24 protein-coding genes, 1 tRNA gene and 1 riboswitch are annotated in these 17,139 nt (G+C 56.6%); of the genes, 12 read left to right on the forward strand and 13 right to left on the reverse strand.

The genetic code is table 11. The features are described from left to right. The 6 genes from BQ5353_RS12485 to BQ5353_RS11305 all read left to right on the forward strand — a co-directional run. On the forward strand, nucleotides 1-1,234 hold a 1,234-nt coding region (locus BQ5353_RS12485), incomplete at its 5' end, for a lactonase family protein (protein ID WP_162273140.1). Nucleotide 1,235: 1 nt separating this feature from the next. Further along, complete coding sequence (locus BQ5353_RS11290) at nucleotides 1,236-1,499, forward strand: hypothetical protein (protein ID WP_071428277.1); 264 nt, start codon at nucleotides 1,236-1,238, stop codon at nucleotides 1,497-1,499. 21 nt (nucleotides 1,500-1,520) lie between these two features. Then, nucleotides 1,521-1,658, forward strand: coding sequence for a hypothetical protein (locus BQ5353_RS12930; RefSeq protein ID WP_154667593.1), 138 nt, complete (start codon nucleotides 1,521-1,523; stop codon nucleotides 1,656-1,658). A 12-nt stretch (nucleotides 1,659-1,670) separates the two neighbouring features. After that, nucleotides 1,671-2,108, forward strand: coding sequence for a phage holin family protein (locus BQ5353_RS11295; protein ID WP_071428278.1), 438 nt, complete (start codon nucleotides 1,671-1,673; stop codon nucleotides 2,106-2,108). Continuing rightward, complete coding sequence (locus tag BQ5353_RS11300; protein WP_071428279.1) at nucleotides 2,101-2,745, forward strand: N-acetylmuramoyl-L-alanine amidase family protein; 645 nt, start codon at nucleotides 2,101-2,103, stop codon at nucleotides 2,743-2,745. Before BQ5353_RS11295 ends, BQ5353_RS11300 begins: the two co-directional genes overlap by 8 nt. Nucleotides 2,746-2,816: 71 nt before the next feature. After that, nucleotides 2,817-3,569 carry a DNA adenine methylase gene (locus tag BQ5353_RS11305; RefSeq protein WP_071428280.1) on the forward strand — a complete coding sequence of 251 codons (753 nt, stop codon included), beginning with the start codon at nucleotides 2,817-2,819 and terminating at the stop codon, nucleotides 3,567-3,569. A 62-nt stretch (nucleotides 3,570-3,631) separates the two neighbouring features. Here the strand turns inward: BQ5353_RS11305 and BQ5353_RS11310 are convergent, their stop codons facing one another. After that, the gene (locus BQ5353_RS11310; RefSeq protein ID WP_071428281.1) at nucleotides 3,632-3,952 is read right to left on the reverse strand and encodes a ParB N-terminal domain-containing protein; all 321 of its coding nucleotides are present in this window, start codon (nucleotides 3,950-3,952) and stop codon (nucleotides 3,632-3,634) included. Between the two features lie 180 nt (nucleotides 3,953-4,132). On the opposite strand from BQ5353_RS11310, the gene BQ5353_RS11315 reads away from it, so the two are divergent. Beyond that, nucleotides 4,133-4,360 (forward strand): helix-turn-helix domain-containing protein, encoded by a 228-nt coding sequence (locus BQ5353_RS11315; RefSeq protein ID WP_071428282.1) that lies wholly within the window; start codon nucleotides 4,133-4,135, stop codon nucleotides 4,358-4,360. A 34-nt stretch (nucleotides 4,361-4,394) separates the two neighbouring features. On the opposite strand, the gene BQ5353_RS11320 is transcribed toward BQ5353_RS11315, so the two are convergent. The 9 genes from BQ5353_RS11320 to BQ5353_RS11360 form a co-directional block, all read right to left on the reverse strand. Continuing rightward, nucleotides 4,395-4,943 (reverse strand): hypothetical protein, encoded by a 549-nt coding sequence (locus BQ5353_RS11320; protein ID WP_071428283.1) that lies wholly within the window; start codon nucleotides 4,941-4,943, stop codon nucleotides 4,395-4,397. Nucleotides 4,944-5,099: 156 nt separating this feature from the next. Then, nucleotides 5,100-5,525 (reverse strand): helix-turn-helix domain-containing protein, encoded by a 426-nt coding sequence (locus tag BQ5353_RS11325; protein WP_071428284.1) that lies wholly within the window; start codon nucleotides 5,523-5,525, stop codon nucleotides 5,100-5,102. A gap of 28 nt (nucleotides 5,526-5,553) precedes the next feature. Next, on the reverse strand, nucleotides 5,554-5,901 hold the full coding sequence (locus BQ5353_RS11330; protein WP_071428285.1) for a hypothetical protein: 348 nt from the start codon (nucleotides 5,899-5,901) through the stop codon (nucleotides 5,554-5,556). Between the two features lie 331 nt (nucleotides 5,902-6,232). After that, a tRNA-Ser gene (locus BQ5353_RS11335) sits at nucleotides 6,233-6,322 on the reverse strand. 113 nt (nucleotides 6,323-6,435) lie between these two features. Further along, nucleotides 6,436-7,797 carry an MATE family efflux transporter gene (locus BQ5353_RS11340; protein ID WP_071428286.1) on the reverse strand — a complete coding sequence of 454 codons (1,362 nt, stop codon included), beginning with the start codon at nucleotides 7,795-7,797 and terminating at the stop codon, nucleotides 6,436-6,438. A gap of 341 nt (nucleotides 7,798-8,138) precedes the next feature. Next, entirely contained in the window at nucleotides 8,139-8,324 is a 186-nt protein-coding gene (locus BQ5353_RS11345; RefSeq protein ID WP_054332151.1) for a DUF4177 domain-containing protein, read from the reverse strand. Between the two features lie 11 nt (nucleotides 8,325-8,335). Further along, the gene (locus tag BQ5353_RS11350) at nucleotides 8,336-8,920 is read right to left on the reverse strand and encodes an ATP-binding cassette domain-containing protein (RefSeq protein WP_054332152.1); all 585 of its coding nucleotides are present in this window, start codon (nucleotides 8,918-8,920) and stop codon (nucleotides 8,336-8,338) included. Continuing rightward, nucleotides 8,920-9,690 (reverse strand): ABC transporter permease, encoded by a 771-nt coding sequence (locus BQ5353_RS11355; RefSeq protein ID WP_143117237.1) that lies wholly within the window; start codon nucleotides 9,688-9,690, stop codon nucleotides 8,920-8,922. Before BQ5353_RS11355 ends, BQ5353_RS11350 begins: the two co-directional genes overlap by 1 nt. After that, entirely contained in the window at nucleotides 9,665-10,684 is a 1,020-nt protein-coding gene (locus BQ5353_RS11360) for an ABC transporter substrate-binding protein (RefSeq protein ID WP_071428287.1), read from the reverse strand. Before BQ5353_RS11360 ends, BQ5353_RS11355 begins: the two co-directional genes overlap by 26 nt. Between BQ5353_RS11360 and BQ5353_RS12835 the strand changes: the two genes are divergently transcribed. After that, a complete protein-coding gene (locus tag BQ5353_RS12835; RefSeq protein ID WP_054332154.1) occupies nucleotides 10,670-10,936 on the forward strand; it encodes a hypothetical protein in 267 nt (88 codons plus the stop codon). The genes BQ5353_RS11360 and BQ5353_RS12835 overlap by 15 nt on opposite strands. A 314-nt stretch (nucleotides 10,937-11,250) precedes the next feature. Here BQ5353_RS12835 and BQ5353_RS11370 read toward each other — a convergent pair whose 3' ends face one another. The 3 genes from BQ5353_RS11370 to BQ5353_RS11380 are packed head-to-tail and all read right to left on the reverse strand — an operon-like array spanning nucleotide 11,251 to nucleotide 13,599. After that, a complete protein-coding gene (locus BQ5353_RS11370; protein ID WP_054332152.1) occupies nucleotides 11,251-11,835 on the reverse strand; it encodes an ATP-binding cassette domain-containing protein in 585 nt (194 codons plus the stop codon). Then, nucleotides 11,835-12,605: an ABC transporter permease gene (locus tag BQ5353_RS11375; protein WP_143117237.1), complete on the reverse strand. Its 771-nt coding sequence runs from the start codon at nucleotides 12,603-12,605 to the stop codon at nucleotides 11,835-11,837. Before BQ5353_RS11375 ends, BQ5353_RS11370 begins: the two co-directional genes overlap by 1 nt. Then, a complete protein-coding gene (locus BQ5353_RS11380) occupies nucleotides 12,580-13,599 on the reverse strand; it encodes an ABC transporter substrate-binding protein (protein WP_071428287.1) in 1,020 nt (339 codons plus the stop codon). The genes BQ5353_RS11375 and BQ5353_RS11380 overlap by 26 nt, the downstream gene beginning before the upstream one ends. Here BQ5353_RS11380 and BQ5353_RS12840 point away from each other — a divergent pair. The 4 genes from BQ5353_RS12840 (at nucleotide 13,585) to BQ5353_RS11395 (ending at nucleotide 16,922) form a co-directional block, all read left to right on the forward strand. Continuing rightward, nucleotides 13,585-13,851 carry a hypothetical protein gene (locus BQ5353_RS12840; protein ID WP_054332154.1) on the forward strand — a complete coding sequence of 89 codons (267 nt, stop codon included), beginning with the start codon at nucleotides 13,585-13,587 and terminating at the stop codon, nucleotides 13,849-13,851. The two genes, BQ5353_RS11380 and BQ5353_RS12840, sit on opposite strands and share 15 nt — an antisense overlap. Before the next feature lie 158 nt (nucleotides 13,852-14,009). Beyond that, nucleotides 14,010-15,176 carry a cation diffusion facilitator family transporter gene (locus BQ5353_RS11385; RefSeq protein WP_054332155.1) on the forward strand — a complete coding sequence of 389 codons (1,167 nt, stop codon included), beginning with the start codon at nucleotides 14,010-14,012 and terminating at the stop codon, nucleotides 15,174-15,176. Between the two features lie 76 nt (nucleotides 15,177-15,252). Then, on the forward strand, nucleotides 15,253-16,347 hold the full coding sequence (gene mutY, locus BQ5353_RS11390) for an A/G-specific adenine glycosylase (protein ID WP_083386487.1): 1,095 nt from the start codon (nucleotides 15,253-15,255) through the stop codon (nucleotides 16,345-16,347). Further along, nucleotides 16,347-16,922, forward strand: a complete 576-nt coding sequence (locus tag BQ5353_RS11395) for an NUDIX hydrolase (RefSeq protein WP_054332156.1) — start codon at nucleotides 16,347-16,349, stop codon at nucleotides 16,920-16,922. The genes mutY and BQ5353_RS11395 overlap by 1 nt, the downstream gene beginning before the upstream one ends. Before the next feature lie 116 nt (nucleotides 16,923-17,038). Next, nucleotides 17,039-17,137: riboswitch (THF riboswitch) on the forward strand. Nucleotides 17,138-17,139: the final 2 nt, after the last annotated feature.

A 17,139-nucleotide genomic window follows, 5' to 3' on the forward strand; every position in this document is an offset into this window, starting at 1 on the left:
GGGGTTCCCCGCCGGTTGGAACGAGAAAGGCCAGGGCATTGCCTGGGACGACATAACCAAAAACAGTCCCATTGTGCAGCGGGAGTACGGCAAGATTGAGGACGGGTTGCAAGCCCTGCCTGAGCCGGATGTGCTGCCGACGGGGCTCGGGGTAGGCTGTGCATTTAGCCCAGACAATAATTATTTGGCGGTAGCACACGTAGCAGCCCCCTATATTACCATCTACAAACGCAGTGGGGACACCTTTACTAAATTGCCAAATCCGACAGTGTTGCCGACGGGAAATAGTGAAGACTGTGCATTTAGCCCAGACAATAATTATTTGGCGGTAGCACACATAGCAGCCCCCTATATCACTATCTACAAACGCAGTGGGGACACCTTTACTAAATTGCCAAATCCGGCAGTGTTGCCGACGGGAAGTGGATATGGCTGTGCATTTAGCCCAGACAATAATTATTTGGCGGTAGCACACTATAGCAGCCCCTATATTACCATCTACAAATGCAGTGGGGACACCTTTACTAAATTGCCAAATCCGGCAGTGTTGCCGACGGTAAGTGGTGAAGGCTGTGCATTTAGCCCAGACAATAATTATCTAGCGGTAGCACACTATAGCAGCCCCTATATTACCATCTACAAATGCAGTGGGGACACCTTTACTAAATTGCCAAATCCGGCAGTGTTGCCGACGAAAAATGGTGAAGGCTGTGCCTTTAGTCCAGACAATAATTATCTAGCGGTAGCACATTTGAGCTCCCCCTATATTACCATCTACAAGCGGACAGGGGATCAATTTGTAAAGTTGGAGCCCCCAGATGGCTTGCCAGTCAATACAGGTAACGATTGTGCGTTCAGCCCCAATGGAAACTATTTGGTTGTAGCTAATTCTGGATCTTCACCTCTAACCATATACAGACGATTTGGAGATGTGTTCTCAAAACTGGAAATCCCCAATATGGGCGCACTAGGGGCGGGAAACAGGTGTTCCTTCAGCTCGGATGGAAGGCTTTTGGCCTTGGCCCACAACCTATCTCCCCATATCACCATCTACCTCAACGAGCAAAAGACCTACATCCACACCCTCAACGATATCAACAAGGAGTATTTTGCCTATGCCCCGAAAGGCAAAATCGGGGTGGCCAAGGAGAGCAAACCCGCCGGGGAATTGGTGAAAGCCACCCTGTTCCCGGCACTGTACAATCTTACAAATAATGGGAATGGAGGGAACTAGCATGACCAAGCAATTTTACGTCCAATTGGACAGCCAAAACCGCATCACCGACGTGGTCGAGATGCCCCACAAGGGCTACCAGCCGGTGGAGCTGGCGGTGCCGCTGCCCCCTGGCATCCTGGGCGGGGCCTATGAGCTGGTGGGGGGAAGCCCCATCTACCGCATCCAGTGGGACACAAAAGAGCAGGAGCGGGAAAAGCGGCTGGAAGCGGCAGAATCCGCAATCCTGGGCCTGATGCAGATGCAGTTAAACCAACCGATGTAACCAATTAAGGAGGACAATTTTATGTTTTACAGCTTTGTACTCAACATGTGGATGATGGGCCGCCTGACCGAGGACCAGGTCAACGCCTATGTGCCCAAATTTATTTCCGCCGAGGAGGCCAAGATGATCCTCATCACCCCCACCCAGAACCAGCAGTAAGGAGGGATGCAGATGGCATATCTGCGGGTAAACAGCTACGGCCCCTTTGGGCGGGCCTTTTCCAGCCTGGCGGCTGCCCTTGGCACCTGCGCCAATTTCCTGCTGGGGGGCTGGGATTTGATGGTCCAGGCCCTCATCGCCTTTATGGCCCTGGATTTTGTGCTGGGGTTCGCGGCCAGCATCAAAAACCACACCACCGACAGCCAGGTGATGTTCTGGGGCGGGGTGAACAAGGTTTTGGTGCTGGGCCTGGTGGGGGTAGGTGTCCTCCTGGACAGCCTCCTGGGGGCCGGGGAGCCTTACATCCGCACAGCGGTGATCTGGTTTTACATAGCCCGGGAATTATTGAGCATTTTGGAAAACTACGGCAAGCTGGGGAACAACATCCCGCCTATCCTCAAGACAGTGCTGGCTCAATTGCAGGAGAAAGGGGATATCACCCATGAGTAAAGTGTTCATCGGGGTGGGCCACGGGGGAAAAGACCCCGGCGCGGTGGCAGGTGGATTGCTGGAGAAGGACGTCAACCTGGTGATGGCCCTGGAGATGGCCCAAGTCCTCACCCGGCATGGGGTGGAGGCGGCCCTCTCCCGGACGGTGGATGAGGACGACACCCTCCAGGAGGAACTTCGGGAAGCCAAAGCCTTTGCCCCGGATTTGGCGGTGGAGATCCACAACAACGCCGGGGGCGGGGATGGGTTTGAGGTGTACGTCCAGACCGGCGCATACAAGGAGCAGTCCCGGAAGCTGGCCCAGCTTATGGAGGCCCAGGTGAAGCAGACCGGCCAGAACAGCCGCGGGATTAAGACCCGCCTCATGGCAAACGGCCAGGATTACTTCGGCTGGCTGCGGCTGAACCAGTGCCCGGCAGTGCTCTGTGAGGGGGCCTTTCTGGACAGCAAAGACCGTGAGATTATCTCCACCCAGGAGAGACAGCAAACCTTTGGACAAGCCTATGCCAAAGCGGTGCTGGAATACCTGGGCATCCCCTACCAGGGTAAAAAGCCCAACCCCGACACCAAGACCATCTCCATCCAGGAACTGGGGGAGATGCTGCGGCAGTACGGGATTTATCACATCACAATTTAACCAGGACGCAAAAAAGAGACACCTTGCAGGCGCAGGGTGCCTCTTTGCTTTTATGCAGTATAGGAGGTAATATGGAGAGTTTTATTTCGCGGATCGGAGGCAAGCGGGCCCTGCGGGAGCGCATCTTGGCGGAGTTCCCCGCGGAAATTGGCCGTTATATTGAGGTGTTCGGCGGTGCCGGGTGGGTACTTTTTGCCCGGGACAAGCATGCACCTATGGAGGTGTTTAACGATATCGACGGCGAGCTGGTCAACCTATACCGGTGTATGCAGCATCATCCGGATGAGCTGGCAAGGCAGCTTACCTACCTACTCAACAGCCGGGAACAGTTTTTCGATGCCAAGGCCCAATTGGAGGGCCGGGGCCTCACCGATATCCAGCGGGCAGCCCGGTATTATATTTTGGTTAAGGAGTCTTTCGGCGCAGATTTGAGGACCTTTAGCTGTAAGGCCAGAAGCATCCCTCATGGTTTGGAGAGCTTCCCAGCCATCTCAAAGCGGCTGGAACAGGTGGTGGTGGAAAACCGGGATTTTGCCGCCTTGATTGGGACTTACGACCGGCCCGACGCATTGATCTACTGTGACCCGCCCTACCATGGCACAGAGCGGTATTACAGCCACCTGTTTTCCGAGGAGGATCACCGGGCCCTGGCAGATGTCCTCCACCGGGCCAAGGGGAAGGTATTGCTCTCCTACAACGATGATGCCTTTGTCCGGGAGCTGTACCAGGGTTGGGCCATTATCCCGGTAGAAAGGGCCAACAACCTGGCTGCCAAGGCCGGGCAGTCCAAGCCCTACCGGGAGTTGATCATCAAAAACTATTAACGCAAGAGGTGGGGCCAGGATATTCCGGCTCCACCTCTTTTTCTGTGGATGGATGCGGGCTATTACCATACAAAAGTATATTTTTCGCAAACGGGGTTGCTTTCTTCCACGATGTACCAATCGCCGTCATTCCAGTGTGCTTCCAAAGCTGTTTCTCCGGTAAGCCCTTCCGGCTCTTCTTCGATCGCAAAGTTGATTTCGATCCCTAATTCTCTGGCTGCTGCCATGGTGTGGTGCCCATCTGCCATGATGGCGTACTCTTTGCCGTCGATTTCGCCGATATCCCAGCAAGGGATTTCAACGGATTTTGCATCTTTAAGAGCTTCCATCTTTTCTTCTACGATTTCCCAATCGATGTGGTGCTGGCTGCTGATGATAGTCATTTTTCTTTCTCCTTCTTGCTTTGTTTCCGTTTTCCTTAACCTTGTGATTATATTATAACCTATATTTAGGTAATATTCAATTAGCGGTATGACCAAATTTTAGGTATTATTTATGTTGGTTTTCTACCTATCTTTAGGCATTGTTTTGTGGTAAAATAATAATGGGAAGGGGGACTTAAAATGGCTATTGTATATAATCAGCTGCTAAAACTGATGAAAGAGAAGGGTATCACCGAATATCAAATAAGGGTGCGTGATAAAGTGGTCGGCGGCGCTACAATGGATAAGCTCATGGGCAAGGCCAGCGGCCATATCGATACCAGATCAATAGACCGCCTTTGCGCCTATCTCCATTGCCAACCCGGCGATATTATGGAGTATGTGCCGGACGGCGAGACGGAGGAGTAAAAAAGGCCCCGGCGATCTGCCGGGGCTTCCGCTTTTATTTTTTTGGCTTTTTTGGGGGCCTGAATTTGGCAATTACCTCATCGGTGACCCCAGCATCGTCCAGCATGGCCTCCTTTTGGACGGCCAGCGCCTTTTGGGCCTCCTCAATGGTGGAGTACCTGCCGGAGCGCCAACGTACCCCCTTGATTTGGACTGCGGCGACATAGCCGCCCCGGAAGGGGAACACCCCGCGTACCCCCGTTTGGCTGTTGCGGTTGGCCTCCTCCCGGGTGGCCTGTATCACCTGCACACCGTGGTACACTTGCTTGGCAACCCCGAGAGGGGACATGGCCTCCATCCGCTGGGGGTCTGTCTTTTTGCAGCCACAGGAGGCAAGGCGCGCCCGGATGGTGGAGGCGGGGAGGACCTTTTCTCCGCCGCATAGATCGCAGCGGCAGAGGTATAAGATGTTGCCATGCTTGTCGCTCCCCTCCCGGCGGATCACCTGCAATACCCCGATGTGCTGGCCGCTCAGGTCGGCCCGTGACTCCCGGTAGGCGCAGCCGCAGTCCCGCTTGTCCCGGAGGCGATGGCCCTCGATCACGGCATCCCGCCCGCACCTCGCGCAATGGCACAGCCAGAGTGACGCCCCCTTGGGGGAGGACCCGGCCCGCCGTATGACGGTCAGAGCCCCGAATGTTTTCCCGGTTAAATCCAGTGGTGCCCGCGGCATGGTTCCGCCTCCCTCCATGTGGTTGTCTCATCCAATAACGAGGTCGTAGGGTGCAATCTCTAAGTAGCGCGTCAAAAACTCCAGCTCGGTGCAGGGGGCCAGCTCCCAGTCGACCAGCTCCCGGAACCGGTCATCCATATAGTGGGCGATTGTCTCCCAATCGATGGGGCAATCGGGGTCAGCCAGGTACTCGATCACCTCTTCGGGGTCCAAAAAATGGAACCCGTTGTCAACGCTGACCTGCATCGGCTCATCCGCACGGATCAGGTACGCCGGGGAGACCTCCAACACCTCTGCAAGGTCTATGATGTTGCGGGCGGTCATGTTTTCGGGGTTTATCGCCCCGCTCTCTGCTTTGGCGATATTGACCCGAGAGATGCCGGTAGCGTCTGCTAAGGCTTGCTGGGTCATGTGCTGGGACATCCGGGCGGCTTTTAAGGTTTTGCTGCTCATAGCTATATAATCCTCCTTGTTATGCGTGTTAGGCAAATTTGGCGCAAAGGGTATTCAGCTGGGCTTTGGTGCCGACCCAAGCTTTTTTGTCGGGGTTCCAGGCCAAACCGAACTCTTTGAGGACCTGGCGGGCGTTGTAGGTGTTGCCAGTGACGGCCAGGGTGTCCATGTCTACGTCAACCAGTACGGGGTGGGCCAGGGTTCCGGCAACCTGTACATTTTTGACGATCCCGGAGAAGATGCGGGCGGCTCTTTTGGCAAGGGCCCAGGCGCGGCGCAGGCAATCACCAAAAGACAAGGGGGCTACACAATTTTGGAACTGGCGGTACAGGCTCCAGGCTTTGCTCATAATCTCATGCATGTTGTACTTTTTCATTGCTCTTCCTCCGGTTGTCTTAGTGTTTATCTCTTTTCTGTATCTATATTGTACCAATATTACTACAAAAAGACAATTCGCAAAATAAACAAGCTTTAATCTATTTTTGTATCAATATTGCTACAAAATAAGAAAACCCCCAGCCAGGCGATGGAACCTGGCCGGGGGCTTTCCTTGATATTGGATAGTGTTCATTTAGATTATATCAGATGACAGTTAAATTGCAAGGAATTCGACAAAAAATAGTTAAAGAAAAGAAAAAAGCCCTGTATTAACAGGACTTTTTTCTTATGACCACAACACCGTTTGTACAAAATGTTGTGGATACGATTGGCGGAGAGAGAGGGATTCGAACCCTCGATGGTGTTACCCATACACGAGTTCCAGTCGTGCGCCATAAACCGGGCTAGGCGATCTCTCCACATCGGGGTGAGTATCACCCCTGACAAGTTATAATTATAAGGCATTCTGATGCAAAAGTCAACAGGGAAAATGAAAAAATTTCAAAAAAAGATAAAACAGCGGCTTCCATCCCTATTGCGCCTTGGTTTTGAGCCAATTTCCCCGCAGGTAATAGACAATAAACAGCACCGAAGTGAAAGCCCAGCTGATGGGGTAGCTGTAAATCACAGTGGTCATCTCCCGGCGCAGGGGGAGGATAAAGATGATCCAAAGCACCCGCATCACACAGATGCCGCCGCAGGTGAGAAGCATGGGTGTCAAAGCATTGCCGGTACCCCGGATGGCGCCAGAAAGGATCTCTACAAAGATATAGGTCCAGTAGAAGGGGGCCATATACCGCATCATCATCAGCCCCAGCTCCAGAACGTTGGCATCGCTGGTAAACAGATGATACAATGGGTTGGCAAACACCAAAAAGAAGGTGCTGACCACAACTGTGAAAAGAAAAGCCATCCCCAGGCACACTTTAATAGATTTTTTTACCCGGTCGTACTTCATCGCGCCGTAGTTCTGGCTGACAAAGGTGGTGATTGACACGCCAAATGCGCCCATCACCATCCAGAAGAAGCCGTCTATCTTGCCGAAGGCCGTCCAGGCAGCCACGGTGTCGGTGCCGAAGGAGTTGATGCAGGATTGGATGATGATGTTGGAAATGGCGTACATATCCGACTGAAGGCCCGCAGGCAGACCTACGTTGAGGACACTTCGCAGGATAGAGGGGGTAAAGCGGATTTTATGGAAATCCAGCTGGTAGACTACCCCTTCCTGCACCAGGGCGAGGATGGCCAGCACTGCGCTCACCACTTGGGAGATCACCGTAGCCAGTGCCACACCCAGAACCCCCATCTTAAACTGCACAACCAACAGAAGGTCCAGGACAATATTGGTCAGGCAGGAGGCCATGAGGAAGTATAAAGGGCGCTTAGTGTCGCCCACCGCCCGCAGTACACCGGAACCGATGTTGTAAATACAGGAGGCGATGGTCCCCAAAAAGATCACCCGCATGTAGGTGAGGGCGCCATCCATAACATCGGCAGGGGTACCCATGGCCTCAAGGGCAAAGGGGGCAGCCAGAAAACCGATGGCCCCCAGCACCAGTCCACCCACTAAGGCGAGGGCAAAGGAGGTGTGAACCGCCTGGCTCAATTCCTCCAGTTTGCGGGCGCCATATTTCTGGGCCACCACCACCGTGGTGCCAGAGGAGATGCCCACAAAGAGGTTGACCAATAGGTTGATCAGCACACTGGTGCTGCCGCCCACGGCGGCAAGGGCCTCCTTGCCCACAAACTGCCCCACGATGATGGCGTCCACGGTGTTGTAAAGCTGCTGGAAAAAGGTGCCGAACAGGATAGGGAAAAAGAAGGTAAGCAGCTGCTTCCAGATGACACCGTCGGTGATGCTGTTGCCCTGGGATAGGGAGCTGGATTCTTCCATACAAACAACTCCTTTTCAGATGATTTTTGACAAAAGAAAAAGCACCGCAGAAACGGCACTGGCAATAGAGGGACACCGCTCAGAAGAGGGAAGGAAACACCCAACAGGAAACGGTGGTGAAACTTATAATGTATTGGATCAGCATTATTATAACGTAAAAAAATCAGAGAAACAAGGGGACATCTGGGAAAATTATTGGTGAACTTGTCTCTTTAAATCCATGCTAATTTGGATAGATTGCTGAATAACCTGTTCCATCCATATTCTTACCGAGGAACCCCCCTAAAAACCAAAAACACCCGCCCTAAGGGAGTCACTTCCCCCAGAGCGGGTGTTTCCAATCAATTTTCCAGTTCAAAAATCAAGTCGATCTCCCGAACCCCGCCGTAAGCATCCATATTGGTGGGCAGGCAGCCCGCATATCGGTAACCGTGGCGGGCACAGCCGTCGATAATCTCCCGGTGTTCGGTGCATTTGGTGCCAAACAGCCCGGTGGTGGCGACGGATACATAGGCATATTGATACACGGCAGCTTCTCCTATTGAGCCCCCAGGTCCAAAAGCTGTTGGCAGCCAAGACCCTGGCAGTCGGCGGGGTTGTGGGTGATGAGCAGCAGTGTCCGCCCCGCCCGATGGTCCAGCAGGTATTTTATGGCTTTCTGCCGGGTGGCTTCATCCAGCCCTTGGAAGGGCTCGTCCAACAGCAGCAAGTCGCTGGGGGAAAGAACCGCCCGGGCCAGGCTGACCCGCCGCCGCATGCCGCCGCTCAGCTCCCGCACTGGAAGAGATTCGCTCCCCCCAAGGCCCAGGGCCAAGAGGTGTTCCCCGATGATTTCCCGGGAAAACCCTCGGGGCAATACAAAAGCCACATTTTCCAGGGCGGAAAGGCCCTCCAGCAGCCGCTCCTCCTGGAAGACGGCGGAACACCGCAGCCCGTCTAGCCCCTCAATTTTGCCGCTGTCCGGTGGTGTGAGGCCCAACAGGATTTGGAACAGGGTGGTCTTCCCCCGGCCGGAGGGGCCCATGACGCCGGTGCACTCCCCTTGGGGGAACCGAGCGGAGAGGTGGGAGAGGACGGTTTTCTCCCCAAAGGACTTGGAAAGGTCGGTGAGCAGAATATCCATTACACATCGCCCCCTATTCGGCGGCCCGCCCAGCGCAGGAGAACCAACAGCAGTTTTTCCACCGCCATGCTGATCAGGATGACGACCAGCGTCCAGGCAAAGAGCTCGTCAGTGGCCAGGAAGATCTTCGCCTGGTAGAGCTGCTCCCCGATGGAGTCCCGGGGCAGGCCAATGACCTCAGCTGCCACCCCCGATTTCCAGGAAAGGCCCAGGGAGAGGGATGCAGCGGAGACCAAAAAAGGCCACAGCTGGGACAGGTACAGGTAGAGAAGTTGCCGCAGCTTCCCCACCCGGAAGACTTTGGCCATCTCTAAGAGCTTGGAGTCCACCGCAGAGAGGCCCTCCAGCAGGTTGGTGTAGGCGATGGGGAAGGCCATCAGAAAGGCGATGAAGACCGAAAGGTTCCGGGCCTTGATCCACACCAGGGCCAAAATGACAAAGGAGGCCACTGGGGTGGATTTGATGCCGGTCATCAAGGGCCGCACCAAAGTTTCCAGAAGGGGGAACCGGTGGCTTGCCGCCGCCAAAGCTCCCCCAAAAACCATGGCCAGCAGGAACCCCAGGCTGATCCGCCCAAAGGAACCGGCAATAGAACTCCAAAAAAGGCCGGCAGTGGCAAGGCGGCCCAAAGCTTTGGACACCGCAGCAGGAGAGGCCAGAAGGATTTCCTGTCCCACAGCCACGCTGCCCAGCTGCCAGACTGCCAGCCAGAAGAGGAGGGGCCAAACTTTATTCCAAAGGGAGTTACCGCGCGAAGTAGAACGCATCATCGGGGAGTTTGCCTCCTACAGATTTGGGGTTCTGCTGGAACAGCACCGACAGGTATCCGCTTACCTTCTCTTTCATGGCATCTCCTTCCAGAAAGGTGATGCTGCAGTTGGGCAGGGCCTTCTGGGCCACAGCGGCGGGGGCCACGCCGAATTTCTCCACCAGGGCGGCGGCGTCCTCGGTGTTCTCATTGACATAGGCAACCGAGGCTTTGTACTCCTCCAGGAATTGGCTGGCGGCTTGGGGGTTCTGCTCCAAGAAATCCCGGCTGAAGATGAGCACGCCGGTGACCATGCCGCTGCCGTCGGAGGAGACCTTGTCCCACTCCTCAGAGAGGTTCAGTGCCACCCGCAGGTTCTCGTTTTTAGCCATGGCGGTGGTGGCAAAGGGCTCGGGCAGCATGGCGATCTGTGCGGTGCCCTCTGCCAGGGCAGCGGCAACCTCTGCGGCCTCGCTTTTGAACTCGATGGTCACATCCGAAGCGGGGTCGATGCCGTTCTGGGTGAGCACATAGTTGAGGGAGTACTCCGGGGTGGTGCCTTTGCCGGTTGTGTAGATGGTCTTGCCCTTCAGATCCGCCACCGATTGGATGGTGTCGCCGGTTTCCACTATATACAGGACGCCCAGAGTGTTGACAGCGCCCACGGCGATTTTGCCCTCCGTTTTGTTGTACAGCACCGAGGCCAGGTTACAGGGCACCGCTGCGGCATCCAGCTCCCCTTTGCCGATGGCTGCTGTGATCTCGTCGGCGGTGGCAGCCAGGGTAAATTCATATTGGTTGGCCGAGGAACCGGCTTCGTTGTCCTCCAAAAGCTTGACTAAGCCCATGGTGGTGGGCCCTTTGAGAGCCGCCAGGCGGACGGTCGCCTGTTGGGTCTGGGAACTGGGGGAGTTGGAGGAACTGGAGGAGTCCTCATTGCTGCTGCATCCAGCAAAAACGGAGAGGGAAAGCACCGCGGCCAGTGCAAGGGAGAGGATTTTTTGTGGGGTTTTCATCAATATCAACCTTCTATCCTGCAAAATTATCTGGTTCCCAAGGTGGGAATGGAACAAGCTAAATATACCGCAAAAGTCTATTACTTGTCAACGAAAGGGGTGGGCAAACCTGAAATAGAGGGGGCTCTTGCTGGGATGGCGCCAAGGGAGGCCCATACCATCCACATGTTTCCAGCAGGCCGCCGCCAATCGGCAGAGATTCCGGGCGAGGGGAGCGATCCCGCTTGTTTTTTACAGGGAAACACAGTATAATAAGAATTGGTAGCGCCCATGCAAAGCCTGTCGCATGGAATGGTGGGGACACCGCGCTCATCCAGTGAAGGAGCCGGCCCTTTTGCCGCCGGCGCGCCGCCGTTTTGGCGGCTGTTTGTTGTATCTGTGAATTTCATTTGGAAGGATTGGACAGCGCTATGATTGATTTTCTCATCCGGCGGTGCATCAAAGATGCGGACAACACCTCCGACGTCAGGGTCCGCACCCGTTATGGCGCCTTGAGCAGCGGGGTAGGCATTTTGTGCAACCTGTTGTTGTNGATACATAGGCATATTGATACACGGCAGCTTCTCCTATTGAGCCCCCAGGTCCAAAAGCTGTTGGCAGCCAAGACCCTGGCAGTCGGCGGGGTTGTGGGTGATGAGCAGCAGTGTCCGCCCCGCCCGATGGTCCAGCAGGTATTTTATGGCTTTCTGCCGGGTGGCTTCATCCAGCCCTTGGAAGGGCTCGTCCAACAGCAGCAAGTCGCTGGGGGAAAGAACCGCCCGGGCCAGGCTGACCCGCCGCCGCATGCCGCCGCTCAGCTCCCGCACTGGAAGAGATTCGCTCCCCCCAAGGCCCAGGGCCAAGAGGTGTTCCCCGATGATTTCCCGGGAAAACCCTCGGGGCAATACAAAAGCCACATTTTCCAGGGCGGAAAGGCCCTCCAGCAGCCGCTCCTCCTGGAAGACGGCGGAACACCGCAGCCCGTCTAGCCCCTCAATTTTGCCGCTGTCCGGTGGTGTGAGGCCCAACAGGATTTGGAACAGGGTGGTCTTCCCCCGGCCGGAGGGGCCCATGACGCCGGTGCACTCCCCTTGGGGGAACCGAGCGGAGAGGTGGGAGAGGACGGTTTTCTCCCCAAAGGACTTGGAAAGGTCGGTGAGCAGAATATCCATTACACATCGCCCCCTATTCGGCGGCCCGCCCAGCGCAGGAGAACCAACAGCAGTTTTTCCACCGCCATGCTGATCAGGATGACGACCAGCGTCCAGGCAAAGAGCTCGTCAGTGGCCAGGAAGATCTTCGCCTGGTAGAGCTGCTCCCCGATGGAGTCCCGGGGCAGGCCAATGACCTCAGCTGCCACCCCCGATTTCCAGGAAAGGCCCAGGGAGAGGGATGCAGCGGAGACCAAAAAAGGCCACAGCTGGGACAGGTACAGGTAGAGAAGTTGCCGCAGCTTCCCCACCCGGAAGACTTTGGCCATCTCTAAGAGCTTGGAGTCCACCGCAGAGAGGCCCTCCAGCAGGTTGGTGTAGGCGATGGGGAAGGCCATCAGAAAGGCGATGAAGACCGAAAGGTTCCGGGCCTTGATCCACACCAGGGCCAAAATGACAAAGGAGGCCACTGGGGTGGATTTGATGCCGGTCATCAAGGGCCGCACCAAAGTTTCCAGAAGGGGGAACCGGTGGCTTGCCGCCGCCAAAGCTCCCCCAAAAACCATGGCCAGCAGGAACCCCAGGCTGATCCGCCCAAAGGAACCGGCAATAGAACTCCAAAAAAGGCCGGCAGTGGCAAGGCGGCCCAAAGCTTTGGACACCGCAGCAGGAGAGGCCAGAAGGATTTCCTGTCCCACAGCCACGCTGCCCAGCTGCCAGACTGCCAGCCAGAAGAGGAGGGGCCAAACTTTATTCCAAAGGGAGTTACCGCGCGAAGTAGAACGCATCATCGGGGAGTTTGCCTCCTACAGATTTGGGGTTCTGCTGGAACAGCACCGACAGGTATCCGCTTACCTTCTCTTTCATGGCATCTCCTTCCAGAAAGGTGATGCTGCAGTTGGGCAGGGCCTTCTGGGCCACAGCGGCGGGGGCCACGCCGAATTTCTCCACCAGGGCGGCGGCGTCCTCGGTGTTCTCATTGACATAGGCAACCGAGGCTTTGTACTCCTCCAGGAATTGGCTGGCGGCTTGGGGGTTCTGCTCCAAGAAATCCCGGCTGAAGATGAGCACGCCGGTGACCATGCCGCTGCCGTCGGAGGAGACCTTGTCCCACTCCTCAGAGAGGTTCAGTGCCACCCGCAGGTTCTCGTTTTTAGCCATGGCGGTGGTGGCAAAGGGCTCGGGCAGCATGGCGATCTGTGCGGTGCCCTCTGCCAGGGCAGCGGCAACCTCTGCGGCCTCGCTTTTGAACTCGATGGTCACATCCGAAGCGGGGTCGATGCCGTTCTGGGTGAGCACATAGTTGAGGGAGTACTCCGGGGTGGTGCCTTTGCCGGTTGTGTAGATGGTCTTGCCCTTCAGATCCGCCACCGATTGGATGGTGTCGCCGGTTTCCACTATATACAGGACGCCCAGAGTGTTGACAGCGCCCACGGCGATTTTGCCCTCCGTTTTGTTGTACAGCACCGAGGCCAGGTTACAGGGCACCGCTGCGGCATCCAGCTCCCCTTTGCCGATGGCTGCTGTGATCTCGTCGGCGGTGGCAGCCAGGGTAAATTCATATTGGTTGGCCGAGGAACCGGCTTCGTTGTCCTCCAAAAGCTTGACTAAGCCCATGGTGGTGGGCCCTTTGAGAGCCGCCAGGCGGACGGTCGCCTGTTGGGTCTGGGAACTGGGGGAGTTGGAGGAACTGGAGGAGTCCTCATTGCTGCTGCATCCAGCAAAAACGGAGAGGGAAAGCACCGCGGCCAGTGCAAGGGAGAGGATTTTTTGTGGGGTTTTCATCAATATCAACCTTCTATCCTGCAAAATTATCTGGTTCCCAAGGTGGGAATGGAACAAGCTAAATATACCGCAAAAGTCTATTACTTGTCAACGAAAGGGGTGGGCAAACCTGAAATAGAGGGGGCTCTTGCTGGGATGGCGCCAAGGGAGGCCCATACCATCCACATGTTTCCAGCAGGCCGCCGCCAATCGGCAGAGATTCCGGGCGAGGGGAGCGATCCCGCTTGTTTTTTACAGGGAAACACAGTATAATAAGAATTGGTAGCGCCCATGCAAAGCCTGTCGCATGGAATGGTGGGGACACCGCGCTCATCCAGTGAAGGAGCCGGCCCTTTTGCCGCCGGCGCGCCGCCGTTTTGGCGGCTGTTTGTTGTATCTGTGAATTTCATTTGGAAGGATTGGACAGCGCTATGATTGATTTTCTCATCCGGCGGTGCATCAAAGATGCGGACAACACCTCCGACGTCAGGGTCCGCACCCGTTATGGCGCCTTGAGCAGCGGGGTAGGCATTTTGTGCAACCTGTTGTTGTTTGCCGTAAAATTCCTGCTGGGGACCCTCTCCGGCAGCATCGCCATCACGGCGGACGCTTTCAACAACCTGTCGGACGTGGGTTCCTCGGCGGTGACTTTGGCGGGGTTTAAGATGGCTTCCAAACCGGCGGATAAGGACCATCCTTATGGCCACGGCCGGATTGAATACCTCTGTGGCCTGCTGATCGCCTTCTTCATCCTGATGGTGGGCATTGAGTTTGTCAAAAACTCGGTGGAAAAAATCCTCCACCCAGAGCCCATCCTATTCAGCTATGCCGTTCTGGCCGGCCTTGTGGTCTCGGTGCTGGTCAAACTGTGGATGAACCGGTTTAACACGGTGCTCAGCAAACGGATCGATTCCCCCTCCCTGGCGGCGACGGCGGCGGACAGCTTATCCGACGCCATGGCCACCGGCGTCACCATGATCTCGGTCATCGCTTCCGCTTTCACCGACCTGCCGGTGGATGGGGTGATCGGCCTCATCGTGGCGGTGATGATCCTCAAGGCGGGATACGGCGTGGCCCAGGACACCCTGAACCCCCTGCTGGGCAGCCCTCCAGACCCGGCGCTGGTCAAGGACATCAAGGAGCGGATGCTCACCTACCCGGACATCATCGGTGTCCACGATCTGATGGTCCACGACTACGGCCCCGGCCGGATTTTTGTCTCCGCCCACGCGGAAGTCCCCGCCAACGGGGATATTTTGAGTTGCCATGACACCATCGACACCGCCGAGCGGGAGATTTCCAAGGCACTGAACCTCCAGCTGGTCATCCACATGGACCCCATCGAGACCGAGTGCGAGGTCACCAATACCTTAAAAAGGGTGGTGGAAGAGGTGATTGCCGGAGTGGATAAAAGCCTTTCTATCCACGATTTCCGGGTGGTGATCGGCCCCACCCACACCAACTTGATCTTCGACCTGGTGCTCCCCATCGAAAGCAAGTGGAGCCCCAAGGAGATTTCCGACCTCATCGACCGGAAAATCCGGGAGGTGGACAATCACGTGTTCACCGTCATCACGGTGGACCGGGATTATGTATAAAGACAGGTTTTCCGGGCGGGGAGCGTCGCTCCCCGCCCTTTTTTAAAACCAATTGACCGAAAAAGGAGAATCCCATTTGAACGACCTGGATTTTTTAAACCTGGACCGCCAAGCTTTCCCACCCGATGGCTCCCTGCCCGACATCGCCAGCCCTCTGCTGGCCTGGTACGACCGGGGCAGAAGGGTCCTGCCCTGGCGGGAGGAACCCACCCCATACCGGGTTTGGGTGTCGGAGATCATGCTCCAGCAGACCCGAGTGCAGGCGGTGCTGCCTTACTTTGAACGATTTTTGGCCGCCCTGCCCACTTTGCGGGATTTGGCGGAAGCACCGGAGGAACAGCTGGCCAAATTGTGGGAGGGTTTGGGTTACTACAGCCGGGTGCGCAACATGAAAAAAGCCGCCCAGCTGGCGGTGGAGCAGTACGGCGGGGAACTGCCCCCATCTTATGAAGCGCTGCTGTCCCTCCCCGGCATTGGGGAGTACACGGCGGGGGCGGTGTCCTCCATCGCCTTTGGCATCCCGGTGCCGGCGGTGGACGGCAACGTGCTGCGGGTCTTTTCCCGGGTGTTCGGCTGCTGGGCGGACGTCCTCGACCCCAAGACCAAGCGGGGATTCCAGGCCGTCGCCTCCCGGCTGCTTCCAGAGGACCGGCCAGGGGATTTTAACCAGTCGCTGATGGAGCTGGGGGCCACTGTCTGCCTGCCCAACGGGGCTCCTCACTGCCTGGAATGCCCCCTGCGGGAGCTCTGCTGCGCCTACCAGGAGGGCACCGCTGCCGACCTGCCGGTAAAGGCCCCCAAAAAGGCCCGCCGGGTGGAGGAGCGGACGGTGTTCCTCCTCATTTGGGATGGACGGGTGCTGGTGCGCCGCCGGCCGGACAAGGGCCTGCTGGCTGGGCTGTGGGAATTCCCCAATGTGGAGGGATGGCGAACCCGGGAAGAGGCAGCAGCTCTTTTGCGGGAATACCAGCCAGAGAAGCTGATCCCCCTTCGGGAAGCCAAGCACATCTTTTCCCATGTGGAATGGCGGATGGCCGGATTTTTGGCACAGTGCGCTTCCCCTGGGAAGCCAAAAGAAGGGGAACGCTGGGTCACCCGGGAAGAGCTGGAGGGGGAGTGCGCCGTCCCCAGTGCCTTCCGGGCTTACCGGGATTTGGGAGGGAGACTGTAATGCTGCGGGATAGGATAAAAAACTTTGTGCCCCACACCCCCCAGGAGGCCGCAGACCAAGAGCTGGTGCTCTACTGCCTTAGCCGGGGGGATGAACTTCTGACCCGGGAAAACCCAGTCTGCCACTTTACCGCCTCCGCCTGGGTGGTCAATCCGGGGCGGGACAAGGTGCTGATGGCCTACCACAACATCTACCGCTCCTGGGCCTGGACCGGGGGACACGCCGATGGGGAAGAGGACCTCTGCGCCGTCGCGCGCCGGGAAGTGGAGGAGGAGACCGGCCTTCAGGGCCTGCTCCTTCTATGCAGTGAACCCATCGCCCTGGACGTGCTGCCGGTTCCGCCCCACCAAAAGCGGGGGAAACCGGTGGCCAGCCACCTCCACCTCAACCTGACCTACCTCTTTGAGGGGGACGACGCCTTGCCGCTGCGGATTAAAGAGGATGAAAACAGCCGGGTGGGCTGGCTTCCCGCCGGGGAGCTGTCCCGGTATGTCTCCGAGGAGGCCATGCTGTCGGTCTACCAGAAGATGATGGACCGGGCGGGGGAATATCCCCCTGCCTTGTCAGGAAAATAACCAAAGAAATGTTGCCCAGTTTGACCGGCAAATGTTAGTCGACCAACCAAAAATAGAGGACGGCGCCTGGATGCATCTTGATCCGGGCGCCGTTTGTTGCTATACTAAAGGCCAATAGCAGAGTAGGCTGACAGGCGTGAAGTGTCCGACAGACGGGGAGTTGTTGTCGGGACGAAAAGCGCAAGCTTGCGGTCGGTCAGCCGCATCCCGCTGCGAA

It is taken from the genome of Merdimmobilis hominis (genome assembly GCF_900104615.1).
Classification (GTDB): domain Bacteria; phylum Bacillota; class Clostridia; order Oscillospirales; family Ruminococcaceae; genus Merdimmobilis; species Merdimmobilis hominis.

What these genes read in the sequence shown, in the direction of transcription:
- BQ5353_RS11290 (WP_071428277.1), top strand. Translation starts at nt 1,236, where the DNA reads ATGACCAAGCAATTTTACGTCCAATTGGACAGCCAAAACCGCATCACC.
- BQ5353_RS12930 (WP_154667593.1), top strand. Translation starts at nt 1,521, where the DNA reads ATGTTTTACAGCTTTGTACTCAACATGTGGATGATGGGCCGCCTGACC.
- BQ5353_RS11295 (WP_071428278.1), top strand. Translation starts at nt 1,671, where the DNA reads ATGGCATATCTGCGGGTAAACAGCTACGGCCCCTTTGGGCGGGCCTTT.
- BQ5353_RS11300 (WP_071428279.1), top strand. Translation starts at nt 2,101, where the DNA reads ATGAGTAAAGTGTTCATCGGGGTGGGCCACGGGGGAAAAGACCCCGGC.
- BQ5353_RS11305 (WP_071428280.1), top strand. Translation starts at nt 2,817, where the DNA reads ATGGAGAGTTTTATTTCGCGGATCGGAGGCAAGCGGGCCCTGCGGGAG.
- BQ5353_RS11310 (WP_071428281.1), bottom strand. Translation starts at nt 3,952, where the DNA reads ATGACTATCATCAGCAGCCAGCACCACATCGATTGGGAAATCGTAGAA.
- BQ5353_RS11315 (WP_071428282.1), top strand. Translation starts at nt 4,133, where the DNA reads ATGGCTATTGTATATAATCAGCTGCTAAAACTGATGAAAGAGAAGGGT.
- BQ5353_RS11325 (WP_071428284.1), bottom strand. Translation starts at nt 5,525, where the DNA reads ATGAGCAGCAAAACCTTAAAAGCCGCCCGGATGTCCCAGCACATGACC.
- BQ5353_RS11330 (WP_071428285.1), bottom strand. Translation starts at nt 5,901, where the DNA reads ATGAAAAAGTACAACATGCATGAGATTATGAGCAAAGCCTGGAGCCTG.
- BQ5353_RS11340 (WP_071428286.1), bottom strand. Translation starts at nt 7,797, where the DNA reads ATGGAAGAATCCAGCTCCCTATCCCAGGGCAACAGCATCACCGACGGT.
- BQ5353_RS11350 (WP_054332152.1), bottom strand. Translation starts at nt 8,920, where the DNA reads ATGGATATTCTGCTCACCGACCTTTCCAAGTCCTTTGGGGAGAAAACC.
- BQ5353_RS11355 (WP_143117237.1), bottom strand. Translation starts at nt 9,690, where the DNA reads ATGATGCGTTCTACTTCGCGCGGTAACTCCCTTTGGAATAAAGTTTGG.
- BQ5353_RS11360 (WP_071428287.1), bottom strand. Translation starts at nt 10,684, where the DNA reads ATGAAAACCCCACAAAAAATCCTCTCCCTTGCACTGGCCGCGGTGCTT.
- BQ5353_RS11370 (WP_054332152.1), bottom strand. Translation starts at nt 11,835, where the DNA reads ATGGATATTCTGCTCACCGACCTTTCCAAGTCCTTTGGGGAGAAAACC.
- BQ5353_RS11375 (WP_143117237.1), bottom strand. Translation starts at nt 12,605, where the DNA reads ATGATGCGTTCTACTTCGCGCGGTAACTCCCTTTGGAATAAAGTTTGG.
- BQ5353_RS11380 (WP_071428287.1), bottom strand. Translation starts at nt 13,599, where the DNA reads ATGAAAACCCCACAAAAAATCCTCTCCCTTGCACTGGCCGCGGTGCTT.
- BQ5353_RS11385 (WP_054332155.1), top strand. Translation starts at nt 14,010, where the DNA reads ATGATTGATTTTCTCATCCGGCGGTGCATCAAAGATGCGGACAACACC.
- BQ5353_RS11395 (WP_054332156.1), top strand. Translation starts at nt 16,347, where the DNA reads ATGCTGCGGGATAGGATAAAAAACTTTGTGCCCCACACCCCCCAGGAG.